The organism is Roseibium sp. R5 (assembly GCF_055755305.1).
In genome coordinates, this window is sequence record NZ_CM146910.1 from 4,029,494 (window position 1) to 4,052,474 (window position 22,981).

15 protein-coding genes are annotated in these 22,981 nt (G+C 57.6%); 9 read left to right on the forward strand and 6 right to left on the reverse strand.

Translation table 11 applies throughout. The features are described from left to right. Positions 1–235: 235 nt before the first annotated feature. Positions 236–505, reverse strand: a complete 270-nt coding sequence (locus AC0J4F_RS18810; protein WP_133950155.1) for a tyrosyl-tRNA synthetase — start codon at positions 503–505, stop codon at positions 236–238. A 304-nt stretch (positions 506–809) separates the two neighbouring features. On the opposite strand from AC0J4F_RS18810, the gene tyrS reads away from it, so the two are divergent. After that, the gene (tyrS, locus tag AC0J4F_RS18815) at positions 810–2,063 is read left to right on the forward strand and encodes a tyrosine--tRNA ligase (protein ID WP_133950157.1); all 1,254 of its coding nucleotides are present in this window, start codon (positions 810–812) and stop codon (positions 2,061–2,063) included. Positions 2,064–2,126: 63 nt separating this feature from the next. Here tyrS and AC0J4F_RS18820 read toward each other — a convergent pair whose 3' ends face one another. Next, entirely contained in the window at positions 2,127–5,417 is a 3,291-nt protein-coding gene (locus tag AC0J4F_RS18820; protein ID WP_473024318.1) for an AsmA-like C-terminal domain-containing protein, read from the reverse strand. Between the two features lie 223 nt (positions 5,418–5,640). On the opposite strand from AC0J4F_RS18820, the gene bcp reads away from it, so the two are divergent. The 3 genes from bcp (at position 5,641) to AC0J4F_RS18835 (ending at position 8,422) form a co-directional block, all read left to right on the forward strand. Further along, on the forward strand, positions 5,641–6,108 hold the full coding sequence (gene bcp, locus AC0J4F_RS18825) for a thioredoxin-dependent thiol peroxidase (RefSeq protein ID WP_133950161.1): 468 nt from the start codon (positions 5,641–5,643) through the stop codon (positions 6,106–6,108). 43 nt (positions 6,109–6,151) lie between these two features. Further along, positions 6,152–6,988, forward strand: coding sequence for a ferritin-like domain-containing protein (locus AC0J4F_RS18830; RefSeq protein ID WP_473024319.1), 837 nt, complete (start codon positions 6,152–6,154; stop codon positions 6,986–6,988). Positions 6,989–7,072: 84 nt separating this feature from the next. After that, positions 7,073–8,422 (forward strand): M23 family metallopeptidase, encoded by a 1,350-nt coding sequence (locus AC0J4F_RS18835; protein ID WP_133950165.1) that lies wholly within the window; start codon positions 7,073–7,075, stop codon positions 8,420–8,422. Positions 8,423–8,477: 55 nt separating this feature from the next. Here AC0J4F_RS18835 and prfB read toward each other — a convergent pair. The 3 genes from prfB to AC0J4F_RS18850 all read right to left on the reverse strand — a co-directional run bounded on the left by prfB (position 8,478) and on the right by AC0J4F_RS18850 (position 13,679). Beyond that, positions 8,478–9,609 (reverse strand): peptide chain release factor 2 gene (gene prfB, locus AC0J4F_RS18840; RefSeq protein WP_473024320.1). Its coding sequence is split into 2 segments (ribosomal slippage): positions 8,478–9,539 and positions 9,541–9,609, totalling 1,131 coding nucleotides; the frame shifts between segments, so codons are not numbered across the junction. A gap of 126 nt (positions 9,610–9,735) precedes the next feature. Next, on the reverse strand, positions 9,736–12,189 hold the full coding sequence (locus AC0J4F_RS18845; RefSeq protein WP_473024321.1) for a penicillin-binding protein 1A: 2,454 nt from the start codon (positions 12,187–12,189) through the stop codon (positions 9,736–9,738). Positions 12,190–12,371: 182 nt separating this feature from the next. After that, a complete protein-coding gene (locus tag AC0J4F_RS18850; RefSeq protein WP_473024322.1) occupies positions 12,372–13,679 on the reverse strand; it encodes an N-acetylmuramoyl-L-alanine amidase in 1,308 nt (435 codons plus the stop codon). Positions 13,680–14,333: 654 nt separating this feature from the next. Here AC0J4F_RS18850 and AC0J4F_RS18855 point away from each other — a divergent pair. Then, on the forward strand, positions 14,334–17,093 hold the full coding sequence (locus AC0J4F_RS18855) for an Rne/Rng family ribonuclease (protein WP_473024323.1): 2,760 nt from the start codon (positions 14,334–14,336) through the stop codon (positions 17,091–17,093). An 86-nt stretch (positions 17,094–17,179) separates the two neighbouring features. Here the strand turns inward: AC0J4F_RS18855 and AC0J4F_RS18860 are convergent, their stop codons facing one another. Further along, positions 17,180–18,340, reverse strand: coding sequence for a pyridoxal phosphate-dependent aminotransferase (locus tag AC0J4F_RS18860; RefSeq protein WP_473024324.1), 1,161 nt, complete (start codon positions 18,338–18,340; stop codon positions 17,180–17,182). Positions 18,341–18,545: 205 nt separating this feature from the next. Here AC0J4F_RS18860 and AC0J4F_RS18865 point away from each other — a divergent pair, with 205 nt between their 5' ends. The 4 genes from AC0J4F_RS18865 to accC all read left to right on the forward strand — a co-directional run bounded on the left by AC0J4F_RS18865 (position 18,546) and on the right by accC (position 22,962). After that, the gene (locus tag AC0J4F_RS18865) at positions 18,546–20,012 is read left to right on the forward strand and encodes a M48 family metalloprotease (protein ID WP_209002491.1); all 1,467 of its coding nucleotides are present in this window, start codon (positions 18,546–18,548) and stop codon (positions 20,010–20,012) included. A 53-nt stretch (positions 20,013–20,065) separates the two neighbouring features. Continuing rightward, entirely contained in the window at positions 20,066–20,842 is a 777-nt protein-coding gene (locus AC0J4F_RS18870) for a DsbA family protein (RefSeq protein WP_473024325.1), read from the forward strand. 290 nt (positions 20,843–21,132) lie between these two features. Beyond that, positions 21,133–21,603: an acetyl-CoA carboxylase biotin carboxyl carrier protein gene (gene accB, locus AC0J4F_RS18875; protein WP_133950181.1), complete on the forward strand. Its 471-nt coding sequence runs from the start codon at positions 21,133–21,135 to the stop codon at positions 21,601–21,603. A gap of 15 nt (positions 21,604–21,618) precedes the next feature. Continuing rightward, positions 21,619–22,962: an acetyl-CoA carboxylase biotin carboxylase subunit gene (gene accC, locus AC0J4F_RS18880; RefSeq protein WP_473024326.1), complete on the forward strand. Its 1,344-nt coding sequence runs from the start codon at positions 21,619–21,621 to the stop codon at positions 22,960–22,962. The last annotated feature ends 19 nt before the right edge of the window (positions 22,963–22,981 follow it).

The following is a 22,981-nucleotide window of genomic DNA, read 5'->3' on the forward strand; positions in this document are numbered from 1 at the left end:
AACGCCTCCTTGACTGGGAGGGTCGTAACAAAAGCGCCGACTGCGTGAGTGAAGGATTGGTGTCATTCTGATGAAATCTGCCGCGCTCAAGACCTGCGCACTAGGCCGTGTGGACGAAATGCATCTCCAATTCGTCCACACGGCCTAGGGAGCAGTGTTGGGAAACAAAAGCTTATCCAAAAAACGAAAGACCCCCGATTGGAGGCCTTCGTTTTAAGTTCTTGTATCTGCTTGATCAGTAACAGACCCGGCGGTAACCGACGACAACATAGCGGTGTTCATAAGGGCTCCACCGGCGGACGGCCTGGTTGTGGCAGCGGACGGGCGCGACATATCTGGGCTGTACCTGGCTGGCGATAATGGCGCCCGCAGCAAGCCCTATGATGGCCCCGGCAGCAACAGCGCCAGCCCGGTTTCCGGCATGGGCTTCAGTCGGCGAAAATGAGACTGCGGCCGTGGCGAGGGCAGCAGTTGCAACTGCTGCGATTGCGAATTTCCTAAACATTCCAACTCCTCCTCAGGATGAACATGCGCTCCTCAGCGCCAACACCCACACCCTAGGATGAGACCGCCCTTCCAGCTGTGATTGGGGTCACGCTTGCTGTTTTTTGCTCAGGATTGCTCACCGCGCCGTCTCCAGCCCCGATCTGCGACCCTTCGTCATGGAAATTGCGCAGGAAACGAAGCTCGCCAAACCTTTGAAGACCGAACTTTTAGACCCTGTGCAATTTACATCACTGCTTTGCCGGTATAGAGCCATGCCCAACAGGCGAATGGCCACACGACAGTTGCATCTAACGGGCAGACACATGAGCGAGTTCAAGTCAGAGTTTTTGAAAGTTCTTTCCGAGCGCGGGTTTGTTCACCAGATCTCGGATCCTCAAGGTCTCGACGAGCTCTGTGCCAAGGAAACCGTGACCGCCTATATCGGCTTCGACTGCACGGCGCCGAGCCTGCATGCCGGGTCCCTTGTGACCATCATGATGCTCTATTGGTTCCAGCAGACCGGCCACCGGCCGATCGCGCTCATGGGCTCCGGGACAACACGGGTCGGCGATCCGACCGGCAAGGATGAAAGCCGCAAGGTTCTGTCCGATGAAACCATCGAAGAGAACAAGGCAGGCATCCGGAAGGTCTTTGAAAAGCTCCTTACCTTCGGCGACGGCCCGACGGATGCCCTGATGATGGACAACGCCGATTGGCTGCTCAAGTTGAACTACATGGAGTTCCTGCGCGACATCGGCCGGCATTTCTCGGTCAACCAGATGATCCAGCGCGATTCCGTCAAGCTGCGCTTGGAGCGGGAGCAGCACCTGTCCTTCCTGGAATTCAACTATATGCTCCTGCAGGGCTATGACTTCCTGGAGATCTACCAGCAGACCGGCTGCCGCCTGCAAATGGGCGGATCTGACCAGTGGTCCAACATTCTGTCCGGTGTGGATCTCATCCGCCGGAAAGAATCCAAGGAAGCCTTCGCGCTCACCGCCCCGCTTCTCACCACCTCTTCCGGCGCCAAGATGGGCAAGACGGCGGCCGGCGCAGTCTGGCTCAACGAAGAACAGCTGTCGGCCTATGACTACTGGCAGTACTGGCGCAACACCGAAGATGCGGATGTCGAGAAATTCTTGAAGCTCTTCACAATCCTGCCGCTTGACGAGATCAGCCGTTTGGCAGCCCTTGATGGGGCTGGCATCAACGAGGCCAAGAAGGTGCTGGCCACCGAAGCCACCGCGATGATCCACGGGCGGGAAAAAGCGGAAGCGGCCGCCGAAACTGCCCGCAAGGCATTCGAGGAAGGTCAGTCCGCGGAAGGCTTACCGACTGTCGAAGTGGCAAGTGCCGATCTTGAGGCCGGGCTGGGTGTTTTGAACGCTTTTGTCACGGCCGGGCTGTGCGCATCCAACGGCGATGTCCGCCGCAACATCAAGGGCGGTGCCGTCAAGATCAACGACAAGGGTGAGCAGGATGCCAACCGTCAGCTCACCCCGGCGGATGTGACCGAGGACGGCATCATCAAGCTGTCGCTTGGCAAGAAGAAACACGTTCTCCTGAAGCCGGTCTGATCGGTCAATTGACCGACATGAAAAGCCGGGCGCTCCCTGCCCGGCTTTTTTATTGTCAGGTTGCTATTCCGGCTGGAACTCAAACATCCGGCGGAAGATACCGGGCGCGATCGCGGAAATCGGATTGACTGACAGCACCGGGTCGGACAAGGACCCGGACAAGCGATAGGTCACACCGATCAACCCTTCCCCCGTGCTGCCGCCAAGCGCAAACCCCAAGAGCGGGATCTTGGAAAAGAAATTGTTCAGCGCATAGATCGGCACGAATGTTCCGGTGAGATTGAGCGTCTGCTGTTTGAGATCCACCGTGCCGGCCACCGTGCCGCCAAGCGCGTTGCCCTGCAACGCGCCGCGGCTGATCGTCATCTGGTCCCCTTCCCGGGTGAAATTGATGTCGAGCGTTTCAAATGAAGCGGTGCCGCGCGCGCCTTCCGCAGTGTTGACCTGGGGCTGGCGCACGATCACGCGGCTTGCCTCATCGCGCGTGTTCAAGTTGGTCGTGCTGATGCGCTCAATGGCCGGATCTTCCGTAATGACCAGCGAACGCACTTTAAAATCGCCCACCCAACTGTCGGCGTCGGCCATGGCAACACTCAAGGTACCGCGTCCACCGCGCATGCGTTTATAAAGATCCAGAAACGCCAGCATGGCGCCCGTATCGTCAAAGCGTCCGTCTGCTTGTTGCGCACCGCCATTGCTCGTCAACGTAAAGCGGAAGTCTGAGCTGCCGCCAACGAGCCCGCTGATATCGGCGGCCATCAAGCCGCGGGCTCCGGTATCCACCCGGCCCCGGACGTTCCCCATCCAGCGTTTGTTGAACCCGGTCATACGGTCAAGATCCACGGCAATTCGGGCCCCGTCGGCGAAATCGCCGGCACCTTGGCTTCCTCCGGGGCTTCTAAGGCTCCGGATCAGGCCCCGACCGTCGAAATTCTTGCCGGAAAAGATAATGTCATACCGGCCGCTGTCCGCCCGGGTGATGTCGATCTGGGCATCATCGCCCGGCCGCAGCTGGAACCGCGGAAAGGATGCCTCGGTAAGCTCGCCAGTCGCTGACAGGTGAATTTGCCCAAAGATATCCGCGCCTTCCGAAACCAGCTCGAAGTCCTGGACAACTTTTTTGTCGTCGGTTTCGATCAGCTTGAAGGAGGCGGACGCCGGTACGCCCTTTGCCTTTCGCCAACCAAGCGCCTGAAGCCGGACTTCCGTCTCTTGAAGGTCGATGCTGATGTTCTGACCGCCCTCGGCCTTGCCCGCGCTGACCGTCATCGGGCCGTCCAGGAAAGCTGTCAGATCAATTCCACGGGCCTTCAGCTGATCTGCTGTCACGGACGCCACGACATCCTGACGCCGTGGGTCGCCTGCTCCAGATAGCGGGACCACCAGGTTGATATCCGCGTTCAGACCGTCAAACTCACCGTTGCCGGAGATCACGATTTGGCTGCGATCTGCCTCAATCGACAGATCAGCATTTTGGATCTGGTGGCCCATGATCGGGTTCTCATCAGAGAAGTCTTCCGATCGGCCAACCGCTTTCCAGGTGACATCATCCATGTCGATCACGCGTTCCATCGGGAAACTCGCGGTGATATCGACAACGCCGCTCCCTGTCACACCACCGGTTTTCAAGTTCGCACGATCGAGAACCTCAAACGGTTTTGCATTCAACAATGCACCGATTTCCGCGTTCCCGCCTTCCAGGCGCGTCTCGACCTTTGCGATCTTTCCAACACGCAGAGGCAGGTTGTGGATCTCAAAAACCGTTTCCGGAACGACGACATCATCTTCCCCGCGCAGATCGGCTGTGCCGCCGCTGGCCTTGACGGTCAGGATCTCGTTTTCGATGGTCATGGTTCCGGACAGGCCATCCACCACGGCAACATCGCCGACAGGCGCAACAGCACCGTCAACGAAGCTCATGGTCATTGCCATATCGTCGCCAGACCAGCCTGCGTCCGGATCGAGGTGATTGAACGCAGGTGGACGTATGGCGGCTGTGAAGGACACTGTTTCGATCAGACCTGCCTTGATCCTCTCGATGATCCATTTGCGTGCCGGCGGCACCAATGTGATCGGCCAAACCTTTTTCGCAAGGGAGATCGGGATCTGTTCGCCATCAACGGCAATCGCCAAGTACGGCCCATCCGAACCGATTTGGATGTTCACAACACCCGTTGCGCTTGCCTTGCCCGAGCGCACCGAAAAGCGGTTGATATCAATTTGCTTCTCAGCCAAGTTGAACCTGCCCTGGACAGTGGCACCATCCAGCATTTGCGGCGGTTCACGCACATCCAACGGCCCGACCTGTGGGTGCTCAGTTTCAAGACGGAAGTCCCACACCGGCGCATCGCTGGTAGGTTGATCAATCTGTCCAGAAAAGAAGATCCGCGTATTGCCCCGGATAAAATGGGACGTCTGGATATCAATCGGCTTGTCTGGCCCGCGATATACTGCAGACAACGCGACATCATCGAAAGCCACCAGCGTCCGTCCCATCTGGAACCAGCCATTTTGGACCCTCGCAACGGCGTTCGCAGAGATCAGTTCCCCATTTTCATCCAAAACGCTGTCGAGTTTCGCCGACGCCGGCAGTCTCAAGCCTTTGCCATAGGCTGTTGACGCGCCGGGCCCCAGAAGTTCGGCAAGTGTAATCCCGTTGACGACGGCCGCCATGCGTGTGCCGGGCCCGGTCTTGGACGGCGCTCTCAGGAAATCCAATCGCCAAGAGGTCACTCGCCCGCCAACGCGGGCGCTCGCAGAGATTTCACCGTCAGGAGACCGGAACACATCCGCATTGATGTTCGTGAAGGATCGCGGCGTTGGTCCCGTAATGTCGAAAGCCCCATCGGAGACCGTGACCGACGTGAGACCCCGGCGGACAAACTGATCATCGATCACGTTTCCGATGCGATTGACGGCTTCCGACAACTGGCTGATCTCGGGAACCACAGCCGGTCCGCCCTTCAAGGCGATCGTAATTTGCGGTGCATCCAGATGAAGCGACGCAAATCGGATTTCCCCCGACCAAAGGGCGGATCGGGTCAACGGCGCTTCTAGCCGTGGAAGCTCCAGTGTGACCGGTGCGCCACCGCTGATATCAACACGCACATCTTCAATGACGATCCGGATCCCGTCATCGGCTGTAAAGTCTACACTGGCGCTTTCAACCGAAAGGGTGACGGGCCCGCGCGTTCCCTGCGATGCCAGAAGATTTCCAAGCAAAGGAACAGTGACCGGGCCTGAGGCAAAGATCGCGCCCATGAACACGATAAGGCCGACAAAGACCAGACCACTGGCCAAACGCAGAAGTCTGCGGCGTTTCCATGGGGCCGGTTTGGGCAGTTCGTCTTTCATTCCGTCCGGTTGCGACAATTACATTCCGTCCGTTGTCCCTCGGGCAACCCGCGGGATATCTCTTCAACTGCGTACTATTCCAAGAAGCCCGCACATCCGTTGCATTGAACGAGTCGTATCAATGCATATGATAATGTGAAACAAGCACCAAAAGCGATAGCCGCTTCCCACCCAGCTGCCGAATTCGGCATTAACGCACAAAACTTGACAGAAGGATGGCGACATGAGCGATCTGGCCATAGGCGATGCTGCACCTGATTTTGACCTTGAGGCAGACGGCGACAGCCGTATCACCTTGAGCGACCTCAAGGGCAAACCGGTCGTTGTGTATTTCTACCCGAAGGACAACACACCGGGCTGCACCAAAGAAGCGATTGCCTTTACCGACAACATCGACGCCTTCAAGGAACTGGGCGCAACGATTGTCGGGATTTCACCGGACAGTGCCCGCAAACACGACAATTTCATTGCCAAACACAATCTTGCGGTACGCCTCGGTGCCGACACCGACAACGCAACTGCCGAGGCGTATGGCGTGTGGGTCGAAAAAGCCATGTACGGCAAAAAGTACATGGGCGTTGAAAGAGCTACATTTCTGGTGGACGCAGACGGAAAAATCGCTCAGATCTGGCGCAAAGTGAAAGTGCCCGGACATGCAGAAGCCGTTCTTGAGGCTGTAAAGGCCCTCTAGATTCGCATCCCCCGGCGCGCTGATAATGAAGTCGGACGCTCAGATGACAAACACACAAACTCTGCCGGTGCCGGCGAACCTTGTTGCCGGCGCCCGCGCCATTGTCGAAGCGGCCGATACAGCCGAAAAGGTCCGGCTCGCCTATGCTGTTTCCAAGGCCTGGTTCAAACGCGACATGGCACTCGGCTCACCGTCGAAAGACGGCCATATGCCGGACCGGCCCGGACGTCCGGACAAGCCGGAACTGCTCGCCCCCCGCGACATGCCGAAACGCAAGCTGTCGGGAACCGCCGGCCGGCTGGCCCTGATCCACTCCCTCGCCCACATAGAACTCAATGCGGTTGACCTGACCTGGGATCTGATCGGCCGGTTCGCGCATGTGCGGCTGCCACGTTCATATTATGATGACTGGGTCCGGGTGGGGCTTGAGGAAGCCAAACACTTTTCGATGTTGCAGGACCGCCTCGGTCAACTGGGCGCATTCTACGGAGACATGCCCGCCCATGATGGTCTTTGGCAGGCAGCCCAAGACACCGGTCACGATTTGGCAGCGCGGCTTGCAATCATTCCCCTCGTCCTCGAAGCCCGCGGGCTCGATATCACGCCGCCAATGATCGAGAAGGCCCGGAGCTTGGGAGATGAAGACACAGCCAAATGCCTGGATGTGATTTACCGCGACGAAAAGAACCACGTTGCGTTCGGCGCCAAGTGGTTCCGATTCTTGTGTGACCGGCAGGGGATTCGCCCAGAACCAGCGTTTCACAGCTATGTACGCAAGCATTTTCGTGGCGCTTTGAAACCGCCCTTCAACGATCGCGCGCGATCCGAGGCAGGCTTAACCCCCGGTTTTTACAAGCCTCTTGCTAGGTTAACCGGCTGAAAACCCGCATTTGAAGACGAATTGTTAACCTTAAGGAATTCTAATCATCACAGGTGAAATGCAGAATGCAGCAGTGATCGAGTGATGACCCAAAAGCGCCCAGAAATGACGCGGACCTACCAAGTGCCCCACACAGAGGCACCGCACCGGGAGTCTTTGAAAGGCGATTTGAGAACGACCACTTACATCCTCCGCCCGGTTCATCTGATTGCCGGCGCCTTGACTTGCATCGCGGCGACCCTGATCGTAACCGGTGCCATCAGCTATCAGGTCATGCGATCCGGCATGGTCGCGGAAGTCAATGCAGAGCGCACCGAGGTCGCACTCCAGTATCAGGACCGTATTGCGCGCCTCCGCGCCGAGATTGAGCGGCTGAACAGTCGGCAGCTTGTTGACCGGGAAAGCGTTGAAATCCAGGTGATGGATGTTCTGCGCCGCCAGCAAGATCTCAATCAACGCCACACGATTGTCGCCGACCTGATGGCCCGCGCTGAGAGCGTCGGGATCTACCTCAACACCGGCAAGCCGGTTCCTGCCCAAAAGCCAGCGATAGATGAAGGCCGGATTGCAGCCGCCCCCAAAGGCGATCGCACGGCCATGGGCGGCGAAAACGAAGTGATCTCCGAACCGGTCAAGGCGCTAGGCCTCAGGGATGCCTCGCGAAAGCCCTTTGATCCGCTATCCATTCTTCAGGACACTGACGCATCTACCGGCGAGCCCTTAAAAAAAAAGACTGAAAAACGCGCAGCCCTAGACGCCCTGAAAGCCGACATTTCGGAGATGGGCACGGAAAGCACAGCTGCCGTCGACGCCATCACGGTCGCGACAGAAAGCCGGATCGAAGACATTCTCGGCATTACCAAACCAATCGTCCCCAACCTCAACAAGGCTGTTCGTAGGTCCTCCAGTCTTGGTGGGCCCTTCGTACCGCTCAGTGAAACGAGTTTTGCCGATCGGCTGCACCGGGCAAATACCGCGCTCGATACCCTGAAGCGCGTAAAGTTTGCAGCGCTCCGTCTGCCCGTCAAACGCCCGGTACGGAATGGGACGCTCTCAAGCGGCTACGGTCCGCGTATGGATCCTTTTTTGAACCGGCTCGCAATGCATTCCGGTCTTGATTTCAAAGCCCCCTATGGCGCGCGCGTTTATTCTGCGGCACCGGGCACCGTCATTTTCGCTGGCTGGAAAGGCGGCTACGGCAAAATGGTTGAAATCCGCCACGCCAACGGTTTCGTCACCCGCTACGCACACCTGAGCAAGATCCGGACGTCTGATGGCAGTCACGTTGTGGCCGGAGATGTGATCGGCAACATCGGCTCAACGGGGCGCTCAACCGGCCCGCACCTTCATTATGAGGTGCGCCAGAACGACCGGCCGACCAATCCGGCTACCTTCCTGCGCGCTGGCGAGAGACTGGCGAAACTGTCGCTCTAACAAAAAAAACGGCACCGAAGCGCCGCTTTCAATGTGGTCTCCGGAAGAGATCAGCTTATTCAATATCCTCAACAACGACTTCGTCGCCGCCGAAGACCCGCTGTGCAAGCGCTGCTTCCATAAAGGAATCAAGGTCACCGTCCAGCACGTCATCCGGCGATGTGCTTTGCACTCCGGTCCGCAGATCCTTGACCAGCTGATAGGGCTGTAGAACGTAGGAACGGATCTGGTGGCCCCAGCCGATGTCGGTCTTGGACGCTGCTTCTGCGTTTGCCGCTTCTTCGCGTTTTTTCAGCTCAGCTTCGTACAAACGCGCCTTCAGCATGCCCCAGGCAGTCGCCCGGTTCTTGTGCTGGGAGCGCTCCGATTGACACTGCACGACAATACCGGTCGGCTGGTGGGTGATGCGCACAGCGGAATCGGTCGTATTGACGTGCTGGCCGCCAGCGCCAGATGCACGGTAGGTATCGATCCGGCAATCGCTCTCGTTGACATCGATCTCTATGCTGTCATCGATCACCGGGTAAACCCAGGCACTGGAGAAGCTGGTGTGCCGGCGCGCGTTGCTGTCATAAGGCGAAATCCGGACCAGACGGTGAACGCCAGATTCAGTTTTCAGCCAGCCATAGGCATTCTCGCCCTTAATAAGCAGCGTTGCCGATTTGATGCCGGCCTCTTCACCATCATGGTATTCCAGTAGCTCAACCTTGTAGCCGCGCTTTTCCGCCCAACGGCGGTACATGCGCAGCAGCATGGAGGCCCAGTCCTGGCTCTCCGTGCCCCCTGCCCCGGAGTTGATTTCCAGGTAGGTGTCGTTGCCGTCGGCCTCACCGGACAGAAGCGAATTCAGCTGAAGCTGATTGACCTTGTCCTTAAGCCCGCGCAGTGCCTCTTCGGCGTCCTCGACAACAGACTTGTCGTCTTCCATTTCACCAAGCTCGATCAGCTCGATGTTGTCCGCCAGATCCTGTTCCAGCCCCTTCACGCCGTTGATGCCGTCATCAAGCTGCTGACGCTCGCGCATCAGTTTCTGGGCTTTGGCCGGGTCACTCCAGAGTTCGGGATCTTCAGAAAGAGCGTTCAGCTCCTCCAGTCTTACCAGGGCTTGATCCCAGTCAAAGATGCCTCCTCAGCAGGCTTATGGCCTGCTTGATTTCATCAACGATGGCTTCCATCTCGGCGCGCATCGGATACCTCTCTTAATTGGTGAAAAGCCCGGAGCCTTGATTCAGGATCCGGGCTGAATTTGGAGCGGGAGATTAGCTTTCCGCAACTTTCCTGTAAACCACCACGAACGGCGTTTGTGGCAACCGTCAGTAAAGTCCGCCGGTGCCTTGCAGAACAGCCTGTCCAGCTTCAGGAGAGACATAGGTTGGAACACCCATGGTATCCTGGAACCCGATAACGGAATAGCTGTCCGGCGGTGCCATGCCCGGTTTGAAAGCCTCAAGGATCGCGCCCGGCGTTCCGCCTGCTGTCCGCAATCCGGTATTCTTGTTGATCGGGATCAGCTGCAGCCCGCGCGGGACCCGGAACTCCACCGGCGGCTTTTCGGCGAGTGCTTGCTTAACGAATTCGGTAAAGATCGGTGCAGCCACCTGTCCACCGGTCGCGCCGCGGCCCATCGGCTTGGGATTGTCGAAACCGACGAAAACACCGACTGCGAGATCCGGGGTGTAACCAACGAACCAGGCATCCTTTTCGTCATTCGTTGTGCCGGTCTTGCCGGCGACAGGACGATTGACAGCACGAACGGATGTCGCGGTTCCGCGCTGGACCACACCTTCCATCATGGAGGTGATCTGATAAGCGGTCATCGGGTCAAGCACTTGCTCACGATTGTCGATCAAAGTCGGTTCGCTCTGACCATCCCAGGCATTTTGGGTACACCCGTCACAGATACGGCTGTCGTGCTTATAAATTGTACGGCCGTAGCGGTCCTGGATCCGGTCGATCAAGGTCGGACGCAGCTTCCGACCGCCATTGGCAATGGTCGCATAAGCTGCGGTCATTCGAAGGACCGTGGTTTCCCCGGCACCGAGCGACATGGACAGAACCGGCAGCATGTTGTCGTAGATGCCGAACCGCTTGGCGTATTCGGCCACCAGCGGCATGCCCATGTCCTGCGCAAGGCGCACGGTCATCACATTCCTGGACCGTTCAATCCCGGTGCGCAAGGTTGATGGACCGTAGAACTTGCCGCCGTAGTTTTGCGGCCGCCAGGTCCCAAGGCCTGGGCCTTGTGAAATCTCAAGCGGCGCATCCATCACCACAGATGACGGCGTGTACCCATTGTCGAGGGCTGCAGCATACAAGAACGGCTTGAAGGACGAGCCCGGCTGACGCCAAGCCTGTGTCGCCCGGTTAAACTCACTCTGGGCAAAGCTGAAGCCGCCAACCAGCGCCAGAACACGGCCGGTGTAGGGGTCCATCGCGACAAGGGCGCCGGATACTTTCGGGATCTGGCGAAGCTCATAAGTGCCAGGTGCGACGGCGCTTTCCTGAACATAGACCACATCGCCCGGCGCCAGCACGTCCGAGACGGCTGACGGTGCCCGGCCGCTGACGCGTGCCCACTTCATGGTTTCCAGAAACAGCGGGCCCGCCTTGCGGTCTTCCTCGAGCTGCCCGCTTTGAAGCCGCTTCGGCTGAATACCAACGCGCGCTTCGCTGGTTCCGCTTTCCAGAACAACAGCCAGTGACCATTCCGGCAGATCGCTCAGCGCCTCGATCTTAGCAAGTTCCACGCCCCAATCGGTGCCTGTGGAGATGCGGTCAATCGGCCCGTTCCAGCTGCCGCGCTGGTGATCGAACTTGATCAGGCCGTCCATCAAGGTCTTGCGCGCGATCTGTTGCATTTCCGGGTCGAGCGTGGACCGCACGGAAAGGCCGCCCTCATAAAGGCGCTTGGTGCCAAAGATGTCAGCCACTTCCCGGCGGACTTCTTCGGTGAAGTATTCTGCAGCAAAAAGCTTGGAACCGTGACCACGGAGCTTCACCGTGATGGGCTTAGCCTTGGCTTCTTCGCCGTCCTCAAAGCTCACATGACCGTCTTCAACCATGCGGTCGATCACATAGTTGCGGCGCGCAATAGCAGCGTCGGTTTTCCGGTAGGGGTGATAGTTGCTCGGCCCTTTGGGGAGCGCTGCCAGATAGGCGGCCTCTTCCAAAGCCAGCTCATGAACGGACTTGTCAAAGTAGATGAGCGAGGCCGCAGCAACACCATATGCGCCAAACCCGAAGTAGATCTCATTGAGATAAAGCTCAAGGATCTCGTCCTTCGTGTAGGCCTGCTCAATGCGCAGCGCGAGAATGGCTTCCTTGATTTTCCGTTCAACGCGCAACTCGTTGGTCAGAAGGAAGTTCTTTGCGACCTGCTGCGTGATCGTCGACGCGCCTTCCGGACGGCGGCCTGATCCGTAATTCTGGATGAAGCGCACAGCCGCACGGGCAATGCCCTCCGGGTCAACACCCAGGTGAGTGTAAAAGTTCTTGTCCTCGGCAGATATAAAAGACTGTTTCAAGCGGTCGGGCATTGCCTGGATCGGCAGAAACATCCGGCGCTGGGTCGCATATTCCGCCATGAGGCTGCCGTCTGCGGCATGAACACGGGTCATGACCGGCGGCTCATAGTTCTTCAGAGCACTGTAGTCCGGTAATCCATCATTGAGGTGTTGCAGATACATCCACACCCCAGCGGCCATCAGCAAGGCAAAGGCCGCGCCGATCCCAAATAGATAACCAAAGAACTTCACTAAGAATTTCATATGCGGGCTCGTCTTTCCCCGTCCAGCATGCCCTAACGTCTCTTACCACGCTTTTAAGGGCAGGCACATATCCGTGCCAATTGCGACAATAGCAGTGTTTGCCTAAGTCGTGCACATTTATGGCGATGCTGAGGCAAATACCAGCTAAAGGTTTCCGAATGTTTTTTCGCCGGTTGCACCGGTTATTGCGATACCGCCCCGTCCCGTCCGGCCAGACGCGGCCTGAAGAAACTGTGGATGGCCTCTGTCATGGCGTCCGCCATCCGCTCCCGCCACTCTTCAGATATCAAGAGTTTCTCATCATGCGCATTCGACAGATAGCCGAGTTCGACCAAAACCGAGGGCACATCATGCGCTTTCAAAACCCGGAAACCGGCTGATCTGTGCGGGTTTCGGATCAATCGAACAGCGCTCTGCAATTCGCCAATCAGGGTCTTGGCAAAATAGACGGAAAACGACCGGGTCTCGCGGCGGGCCAAATCAAGCAGAATGTCGGTCACTTCAGTCGGCTCTTCTTCGAGTTCAACACCCGCGATGATGTCCGACATGTTTTCGCTGGCGGCCAACTCCTCGGCAAGGTCATCCGATGCCCGGTCTGACAAGGTGTAAACAGTCGCTCCGCGCGCAAGTTTTTTACCGCGCACCACCGAATCAGCATGGATCGAAATAAAGAGATCAGCCGCCAAATCATGACCGATCTGGACACGCTCTCCCAGTGGGATGAATGTGTCATCATCCCGGGTCAAATGGATCTGATAGAGACCGCCTTCTGAAAGCTTGTCCCGAAGCAATTTGGAAAACTCCAGAACGATCGCCTTTTCCAAAGTTCCGCCGACACCAATCGCTCCGTAGTCAATGCCGCCATGCCCCGGATCCAGCACGATCACTGGTTTGCTGTTCGCGCGTTGCGCGGTCAGGAGATCGGTTTTGGGTGCAGCGGCCTCCCGGCTGGCTGTGCGCTTTGACCGGGTTTCAGAGACAAATTCCGCAAATTCTTCATCGCTGGCCCGGACAAGATCGATCACCAGGCGCGATGGCTGATCGTCGATCGAGGGCAAAAACAGTGTCTTGTCCACCCGGATCGGTGCAGCCAAGTCCACAACCACGCGAGACTTTCCGACGGCGAATAGGCCAAACCGCCAGTCACGAACGAGCCCCTGCTCCGCATTTTGCGCTCTCTTATCAAACGCAAAGGTCACTTCCGGCAGATCCAGAATGAGCCGGTAGGGCGTTCCAAGTGCGGAAATCACAGGGGTGACCTGCGTGTTGAGTTCAAAAACGATTCGTGTCCGGTCTTCGTCACCGGCGACGCGCGCGGCTGAGATGACAGGTTTGTCAGCCGCCAGTGTCGGCGCCCCATATGCTGATACAAGGAGCGCAAGTGAAATGACCGCGAGCGCAATAACCCATTGGATCGCCGGAACAATCGCCAACACATCGACAAAGCCGCTTAACGCCGGTGATTTCAGCACTTTTATGTTATCAGCCATTCTCATCAAATCAGATCGCCTTGAACCTTCGAGGTTTTATGCCATTCGCCCCCTATTCGATAGGGAAAATGCCTTAGGCTGTTCAGTTTGCTTGCAAACCTTGTTCGCGGATCGTAAAAGTACCTTACGGATTCAGGTTTGAAACCGATACTGTCCGATGTGGCAAAAGGATGGACATATCCACAATGCCATCGGTTTGCGGGCCCATAAAACGATAGAACAGAGGCCGTTCTGCCGTATCACGGGCGATCCGAAACCTCAAATGGACAGCATATCGGCGGTTGCTGACGATCCATCGCCCCTTGGCGCTGCAAACGTTTGAACGTGCAGTCTTTCGGGGTCGAAGGGGATAACCAGACCAGCCTGACCCGACCGGGACCAGACCCATGGCCACGAGGCCAGCTGAGCCGGAACACAGATTGATAGACTTAACTCAAGGGCTTGCGTTGCCCCGAAGGACCCGCGTGATGCAAATGCTGATCAACATCGAACAAGCCCCCGCCTTAGGTGCGGCCGCTTGTTTTGATCAGCCAAACGCGCCGGGCGCAGACGCCCTTGCTCACAACAGCAAAACAAGTACGGCGGCCATCCTCCTTTCGGGCGATGCGCGCTCCAGATGCGCGCACATGAGCGCCGCCGTGGAGAAATTCAATAATGGCAAACAAGATGCTGATCGACGCGGGCCACCCGGAAGAGACCCGGGTCGTCGTCGTCCGCGGCAATCGGGTTGAAGAATTCGATTTTGAAGCAGCGAATCGCAAACAGCTGCGTGGAAACATTTATCTGGCGAAGGTCACACGGGTCGAACCCTCCCTTCAGGCAGCTTTTGTAGAATACGGCGGAAACCGGCACGGTTTTCTGGCATTCAGCGAAATTCACCCGGACTATTATCAAATCCCGGTTGCCGACCGGGAGGCTTTGCTCGCGGCCGAAGCTGCTGAGCGCCAACCCGACGAAACCGAACAGGAAGAAAAGCCGAAACGCCGGCGCCGGTCACGGGCAGCGCGCAACGAGTCAGATGGCGATACTGTTGCCAGTGAAAAGGTCGAGGCCGCAGACGAAGACGGGTCTGATCCAGAAGCGCATGCCGACAGTGATTCAGAAGCTACGGAATCGCTAGTTGCCGACAGCAACGACGAAGCCGATGCTGATGCCGTCTCCGATGGCGAAACAGCTGATGAGAACACCGTCGATGCTCAGTCTGCTGACGCGGACGCAGAGACCGCGTCTGATGAAAACGAAGATGACGCCAAACCGGCCCGTGCGCGCCGCCGGCGGCGCCGCAAGTCTGATGTCGAAGCAGCAGCAAGCGACGACGCAGGCGACAATGGCGACGACGAAGTTGAATCGGTTGGCGCAGAAGACGCTCTGGAAGAAGTGCCGGAGCGCCGCGCTCCGATGCGCAAGCAATACAAGATCCAGGAAGTCATCAAGCGCCGCCAGATCATCCTGGTGCAAGTCGTAAAAGAAGAGCGCGGCAACAAGGGCGCGGCTCTAACCACCTATTTGTCCTTGGCAGGCCGGTATTCTGTTTTGATGCCGAACACCGCCCGTGGTGGTGGTATCTCCCGCAAGATCACACAGCCAACAGACCGCAAGCGGCTCAAGAAAATAGCGACCGAGCTGGATGTGCCGGAAGGCATGGGCGTTATCCTGCGCACTGCAGGTGCAAGCCGCACCAAGGCAGAGATCAAGCGCGACTTTGAATATCTCATGCGGCTCTGGGAGAATGTGCGCGAGCTGACCTTAAAATCGAGCGCGCCGAGCCTCGTTTATGAGGAAGGCAGCCTGATCAAGAGATCGATCCGCGATCTCTATAACAAGGACATTGACGAGGTTTCGGTCGCAGGCGACGAAGGCTACCGGGAAGCAAAAGACTTCATGCGCATGCTCATGCCGAGCCATGCCAAGAATGTCCAGCCCTATCGCGACCCCTCCCCGCTGTTCATCCGCTATGGCGTGGAACCGCAGCTTGATGCCATGTTCTCGCCGCACGTGACCCTGAAGTCAGGCGGATACATTGTGATCAACCAGACCGAGGCTCTGGTTTCCATCGACGTGAACTCGGGCAAGTCGACCCGCGAACACAACATTGAGGACACCGCCCTTCAGACCAATCTGGAAGCCGCCGAGGAAGTGACAAGGCAGTTGCGCCTGCGCGACCTTGCCGGACTTGTTGTGATCGACTTCATCGATATGGAGGAATCGAAAAACAACCGGGCAGTCGAGCGGAAACTGAAGGACTGCCTAAAGAACGACCGCGCGCGGATCCAGGTCGGACGGATTTCCCATTTCGGTCTTCTGGAAATGTCGCGCCAGCGGCTGCGCACCGGTGTTCTGGAGAGCTCCACAACACCCTGTCCGCATTGTCAGGGCACGGGCATGATCCGGTCGGTGGAATCTGTAGCACTCCACGTACTGCGGTCCATCGAAGACAATCTTCTGAAGGGCGCAACGCACGATCTGATCATCCGAACGTCGGCAGAAGTCGCTCTTTATATCCTCAATCAGAAACGCTCGAACCTGTTCGATCTTGAGGTGCGGTTCCTGGTCGGGATCGAGGTCCAGGCAGACCACATGGTCAATGGGCAGCTGTATGTTCTAGAACGCGGTGCCTTGATTGATCGCGATCGTCAACCAATGCCGACAGCGACTGTCCAGCCGGACATGATCGATATCATCGACGAAGATACCGAGCAGCCGGTTGTTGAAGAACAAGCTCAGCAGGACGATGACAATGGCGACCGCCGCCGCCGCCGTCGCCGCAAGCGCCGCCGGGGTGGTTCCGACGCTCAAAGCGACGAGACCTCAGAGGCAAATGCCGACAGCGAAAACGCTGATGCTGAACAGGCCGAAGCGCGCGGCTCGGACGACGACAACGACGATGAGCCGCGCCGCAAACGGCGCCGGGGCCGACGGGGTGGTCGCCGTGGGCGCCGTGACGACGAGATGGAAAATCGGGCGGACGATGCTGACGGTGACTCTTCTGATGCACCTGTCTCTGACGACAGCTCGGACGCTCAACCGACTGAAGTAACCGCGGTATCCGATGCACCGGGATCGGAAACTGTCGCGGCTGCCGACCCCGGCACCCCGAATCAGCCGGTTAATGGCGTCGATGCAAGCGCATCGGAGCCGTCTGAACCTGTAGAACCTTTACAGGCAGCGGAGAGTGAAACTGCGGAAAGCACTGAGGAACGGGTCGCTCAAGCGGATGAACCGCAAGACATCGTCATCGATACTCCAGTCTCCGAGCAGCCGGTCGAAGCTGAAGCGGTTGCAGAAGAGCCGGAAGAGCCGATTAAGCCTTCTGCTCCAGCCGAACCTGTTGTGACGAGTGAAACGTCTGGCGAAGAAAAAGCTGACAAGCCGAAACGCGGCGGTTGGTGGCAACGCGGACGATCGTTCTTCTAAAGATCGCTCAGCATCACGCCAAAAAAATTAAAGGCGGCCGTCGTGGCCGCCTTTTTTGTTTGAAAACCGGGCTTCGCTGGCGCTTATCAGATCCAGTCCTTCAAACGCTGCAAAGCGGTTTTCATGTCGTCATGAGCGCCGGCGAAGGAGAAACGCATGAACTCCTTGCCATGGACCGGATCAAAATCAACACCCGGCGTCGCTGCGACCCCGGCCTCATGAAGCATCCGTTTTGCAAAATCGAGGCTGTCATCGCTGAAACGGCTGATGTCCGCGTAGATGTAAAATGCGCCGTCCACCGGCAGCAGTTTGTCAAGTCCGATCTCCGGCAATCCCTTCACCAGCAATTCCCGGTTTGCCGCATAGCCAGCTTTGACAGCCTCCAGTTCCTGAACAGCATCCAGCGCCGACGCGGCTGCGATCTGGGACAGCTCCGGTGGTGATATGTAAAGGCTCTGCGCAATGCGTTCAGTTGGCCTGACAAGTTGTTCGGGCAGCACCATCCAGCCAATCCGCCAGCCGGTCATACAATAATATTTCGAGAAGCTATTGATGATAATGGCGTTTTGCGATGTTTCGAGAGCTGTTTTCTGCTCCCCGGCATAATCCAGACCATGATAGATCTCGTCGGAGATAAACCAGATCCCGGCTTGATCACAATATGCGATCAAATCGGACAAGGCTTCCGCGGTCATCATGGTGCCCGTCGGGTTTGCCGGACTTGCAAAAAGAACACCCCGCACCGGACCGTCCTTTTGCGCATCATCCAAATGGTCTGGCGTCAGGCTCCAACGGGTCTCCGCTCCCACTTCGACTTCGACGGGTATTAGGCCCAAGGCTTTGATGATATTCCGATAGGCCGGGTACCCCGGAGCAGTCAGGACGATGCGGTCGCCGGGATCAAACGCTGCCAGGAAGGCCAGATTGAACCCGGCGGAAGATCCGGTCGTTGCCATAATCCGGCCAGACGGCACATCCACCCCATAAGCCTTCCGGTAATGAGCGGACAAAGCCTCCCGCAACGGCTTGATCCCGAGAGCTTCCGTGTACCCCAACTTGCCGTGTTTCAGTGCTGCATCCGCAGCCGCAAGGGCCGTTTTTGGTGCCGGAGCAGATGGTTGCCCTACCTCCATGTGGATGATGGACCGGCCGGCGGCTTCCAGACTGGCCGCTTCCGACAACACATCCATGGCAATGAACGGTGCAACATCACTGCGTTTTGACGGCTGAAAACGGTCCGATGCCATGTCTGATCCTTTTGAATTGCAAGCGCCTTTAAGGCCAATTAGCCTCTGCCCCTAAACGCGGATGAACCTTTGCGCAAGTGCCTCACAAAGGCCACGCCACCGCAGAAACAATTGACGCTGAATTTTTCTTTATTGCATCCGGCATTTCTTGACCCCAAGGGTTCCGGCCCATACCTTCGCCACAAACATGTTTCAACGCTCTGGAATGCCCTTGTCATCCGATCGCCCAAAAGGCCTCACAGAAGTCCTTGCCGCGCCTGTTCGCGGTCTCGCTTGCCTGATCAAAACGCCTGCTGCAACCGCGCGAAAAGCGGTGACCTTGACCTGCGCTGCCGCTTTGGTCTTGCCCGTGTTGCTTTCTCCTGCCCACGCACAAAGAAAACTGCCGCTGGTTCGCGATGCGGAAGTGGAAGGTCTCTTGCGCGATTATGCGAAACCGATCTTCCGCGTGGCCGGTATCGGCAGTTCCGAACCCACGATCATTCTCGTCAATGACAAGACATTCAACGCCTTCGTTCCTGATTCCCGCCGGATGTTCATCAACATCGGCGTGATCCTGGAATCGGAAACACCTGGCGAAGTCATTGGCGTTCTGGCGCATGAGACCGGCCACATTGCAGGCCGCCACCTCGTTCGCATGCGGGCCGCGGCTTCAAATGCCCAGATCATGTCGGTTATCGCCATGATCTTGGGGGCTGGCGCCGCAGCAGCTGGTGCTGCCAGCGGCTCCGGTTCGGCCACAAGCGGCGGTGCGGCGGCCATTGTCGGCGCCGGGTCTCTTGGCCAACGATCGTTCCTTGCCTACCGGCGCAGCGAAGAAGCGGCAGCCGACCGCGCGGCACTGCGCTATCTGGATCAGACCGGTCAAAGCGCCCGCGGACTGTTGCGCAACTTCCAACGCATGGCAGAGCAGCAGATGTTCTCCAAACAGTTTGCAGACCCTTATGCGATCAGCCACCCGATGGCCCAAGACCGCTTCAATGGGCTTTTGCGGGAAGCTCAGGAGTCAAAGCACTTTGACAAGCCTGAGGATTACGTCCTGCAGCACCGGCACGATATGGCGAAGGCAAAACTGTTTGCCTTCACCAGCCATCCGTCAGCAACCTTGCGCACCTATCCGCGCAAGGACAAGAGCCTGCCTGCGCAGTATGCACGGGCCATTGCAGCCATGCAGAGCCGTGGCAAGGGCGCTGTGGGCGAGATCGACAAGCTGATCCGGCAACATCCGACAAACCCTTATTTTCATGAGCTGAAGGGTCAGGCCCTTCTTGAAGGCGGTGATCCGAAAAGCGCGATCGCCCCATTCCGCAGAGCGCTCTCGATTCGGCCAAACGAGCCGCAATTCATGGTCTGGCTTGGCTATGCCCTGGTTGCATCCAACAATCCGGCCAATCTTGCTGAAGCGGAAAGCGTGTTGAAGCGCGCCATACAGCGCGATTCCAACTCAGGAACCGCCTACGCACAGCTTGCGATCGCGCACGGGCGCCAAGGAGAACGGGCAGAAGCCGATCTTGCAACAGCCAAGGGCTTGATGGTGCGAGGGGAATTCGAGGCTGCCAAACGGTACGCCGCCCGCGCTCAAAAAAGTTTGAACCGCGGGTCAGCTGCATGGCTGCAAGCAGATGATATTGTCGCCTACAAACCACCCAGCGTGCCAGGACAACGGCGCTGATTATTTTGACCTTACGGCTGGTGCGCCCATGCCATCAGTCTCAGGAGCATGACATGACCCCTTTCTCAAATTTGCTGCGCTTGCCGATGGCCCGATTTGCAGCTGCACTCGGATTGATCGTCTCGGTTTTCAGTACGCCTGCGATCGCGCAAGACATTGACCGGGGCGAAATTGAAAGGATTGTCCGCGAATACATTCTGAAAAACCCGGAAATCATTACCGAGGCTCTGACAGAGCTGGAACGCCGGGAACAGGAAGCTGAAGAAGCTGCGCGCCGTGAAGTTCTCACCAGCAGCGCGGATATTCTTTATAACTCGACCCGCCAGGTCGTGCTCGGGAACCCGCAGGGCTCAGTCACTTTGGTCGAATTTTTTGATTACAATTGCGGCTACTGCAAACGCGCCTACGGCGACATGGTCCGCTTGATGGACGAGAACCCTGATCTGCGAGTGGTTCTGAAAGAGTTCCCGGTGCTCGGCCAGCCGTCTGTCGAAGCAGCCCAGGTCGCGATCGCGGTCAACTCCGTTGCACCGGAAAAGTATCATGCATTCCATGAGGCGCTCATGACCCGGCGCGGTCAGGCCAATCTTGCCAGTGCCATGGAAGCGGCAACTGGCGCTGGCATATCGACTGAAGATCTCCAAGCAGCGATGGCAACCGACGAGGCCGGTCAGACGATCGAAGAGGTTTACTCGCTGGCCAACCGTCTTGGACTGACGGGAACACCGTCTTATGTGATCGGCGATGAAGTGGTGATGGGAGCTGTCGGCTACGATCAGCTGAACTCCAAGCTTTCCGACCTGAAGAATTGCGGCGAAACAACCTGTTAATGATCGGCTTCCGAAAGCGGATTTCTTTATGAGAGATCCGTTTTCAGGGGTTTTCCTGCCTGATTTGAATGCCTATAAGGAGCTGTGTCGGTTTCGTAAGGAAATCAGACAAAGTATCTAGATCCGCTATACAATCCGGCGGAGCAAAGAGCGTCTTGTTGATCAGGTAATAGTAAGCCGGTCCAGTCTAAATCCGAGATTGGTGTGGCAACAACTTTATTGACCGGTTCCGCCGGGAGATTTCCGTCAGCGTTGCGCTAGTTGCGGCCCGAGTACGAGAGCCAGAAGACATGAACAAAGATAACAAGAGTTTCGATACGGCCCTGATCCGCGATCTTGCGGTGCTGCTTGATGAAACCAATCTGTCCGAGATCGAACTGGAAAAAGGCGACACGCGGATCCGCGTCGCGCGCCAAATTTCCATCAGCGCACCGGTCAGCGTTGCAGCGCCTGCTGCCCCTGCCCCGGCTGCAGCACCGGCCGCGGCGGCGGCTCCGGCAGCAGCGCCTGCTGACGCCGCACCAGCACAGGGCACCGTGGCTTCCCCGATGGTCGGCACGGCCTACATGGCAGCAGAACCGGGCGCAGCGCCGTTCGTTCAAGTTGGCGACAAGGTGGCTGAAGGTCAGACGATCCTGATAATCGAAGCCATGAAAACCATGAACCACATTCCGTCCACCAAGGCGGGCACCGTCAAGCAGATCCTTGTGGAAGACGCCCAGCCGGTGGAATTCGGCGAACCGCTCATTATCGTCGAATAAGGAGCCGGTCCGGCCATGTTCTCCAAAATCCTCATTGCTAACCGCGGTGAAATTGCCTTGCGTATCCTGCGCGCTTGTAAAGAGCTCGGCATTTCCACAGTCGCGGTCCATTCTACGGCAGATGCCGATGCCATGCATGTCCGCCTCGCGGACGAAAGCGTGTGCATTGGACCACCGGCGGCGCGGGACAGTTACCTCAACATTCCGCAGCTTTTGGCCGCCTGTGAAATCACAGGCGCGGACGCAGTTCACCCGGGTTACGGCTTCCTGTCCGAAAACGCCCGGTTCGCTGAAATCCTGGAAGCGCATAACATCGTTTTCATTGGCCCGACCTCTGATCACATCAAGATCATGGGCGACAAGATCCAGGCCAAGCAAACGGCTAAGGATCTCGGTATTCCAGTGGTCCCCGGATCAGATGGTGCAGTCACGCCGCAAGACGATGCGCATGCGATCGCCCGGGAAATCGGATATCCGGTTCTCGTGAAAGCCGCAGCCGGTGGCGGCGGACGCGGCATGAAGGTGGCGCAGACCGAAGCCGAACTCGATACCGCTCTGTCAACAGCCCGCTCAGAGGCAAAGGCTGCCTTCGGCGACGACGCCCTTTATATGGAAAAGTACCTCGGCAAGCCGCGGCATATCGAAATCCAGGTCTTGGGTGATGGACAGGGCAATGCTGTTCATCTGGGTGAGCGCGACTGCTCCTTGCAGCGCCGCCATCAGAAGGTCCTGGAAGAGGCTCCGTCCCCGTCCCTCAACCCCGAACAGCGCGCGGAAATTGGCGAGACTGTTGCCAATGCGATGCGCAAGCTGAAGTATCGCGGCGTTGGTACGGTCGAGTTCCTGTATGAAAACGGTGAGTTCTATTTCATCGAAATGAACACCCGTCTTCAGGTGGAACACCCGGTGACCGAGATGATCACCGGCATCGATCTGGTGAACGAACAGATCCGGATTGCCGCCGGGGGCTCGCTGGATATGACCCAGGACGACATCACGTTCGACGGTCATGCAATCGAGTGCCGGATCAATGCTGAAGATCCGCAAACTTTCGCTCCGTCTCCGGGCACGATCACCTACTACCACCCACCGGGCGGTTTGGGTGTGCGTGTCGATTCAGGTGTTTATCAGGGGTACAAGATCCCGCCCTATTATGACAGCCTGATCGGCAAGCTGATCGTGCATGGTCGTAACCGTGTGGAATGCATGATGCGCCTGCGCCGGTGCTTGGATGAGTTCGTCGTGGATGAGATCAAGTCGACCATTCCTCTGTTCCGGAACCTGGTTGAAAACCAGGATATCGCAAACGGCCAGTATGACATTCACTGGCTTGAGCAGTACCTGGCCAAAAAGAAGTAAAGTCATAAGGGGCGGCAAC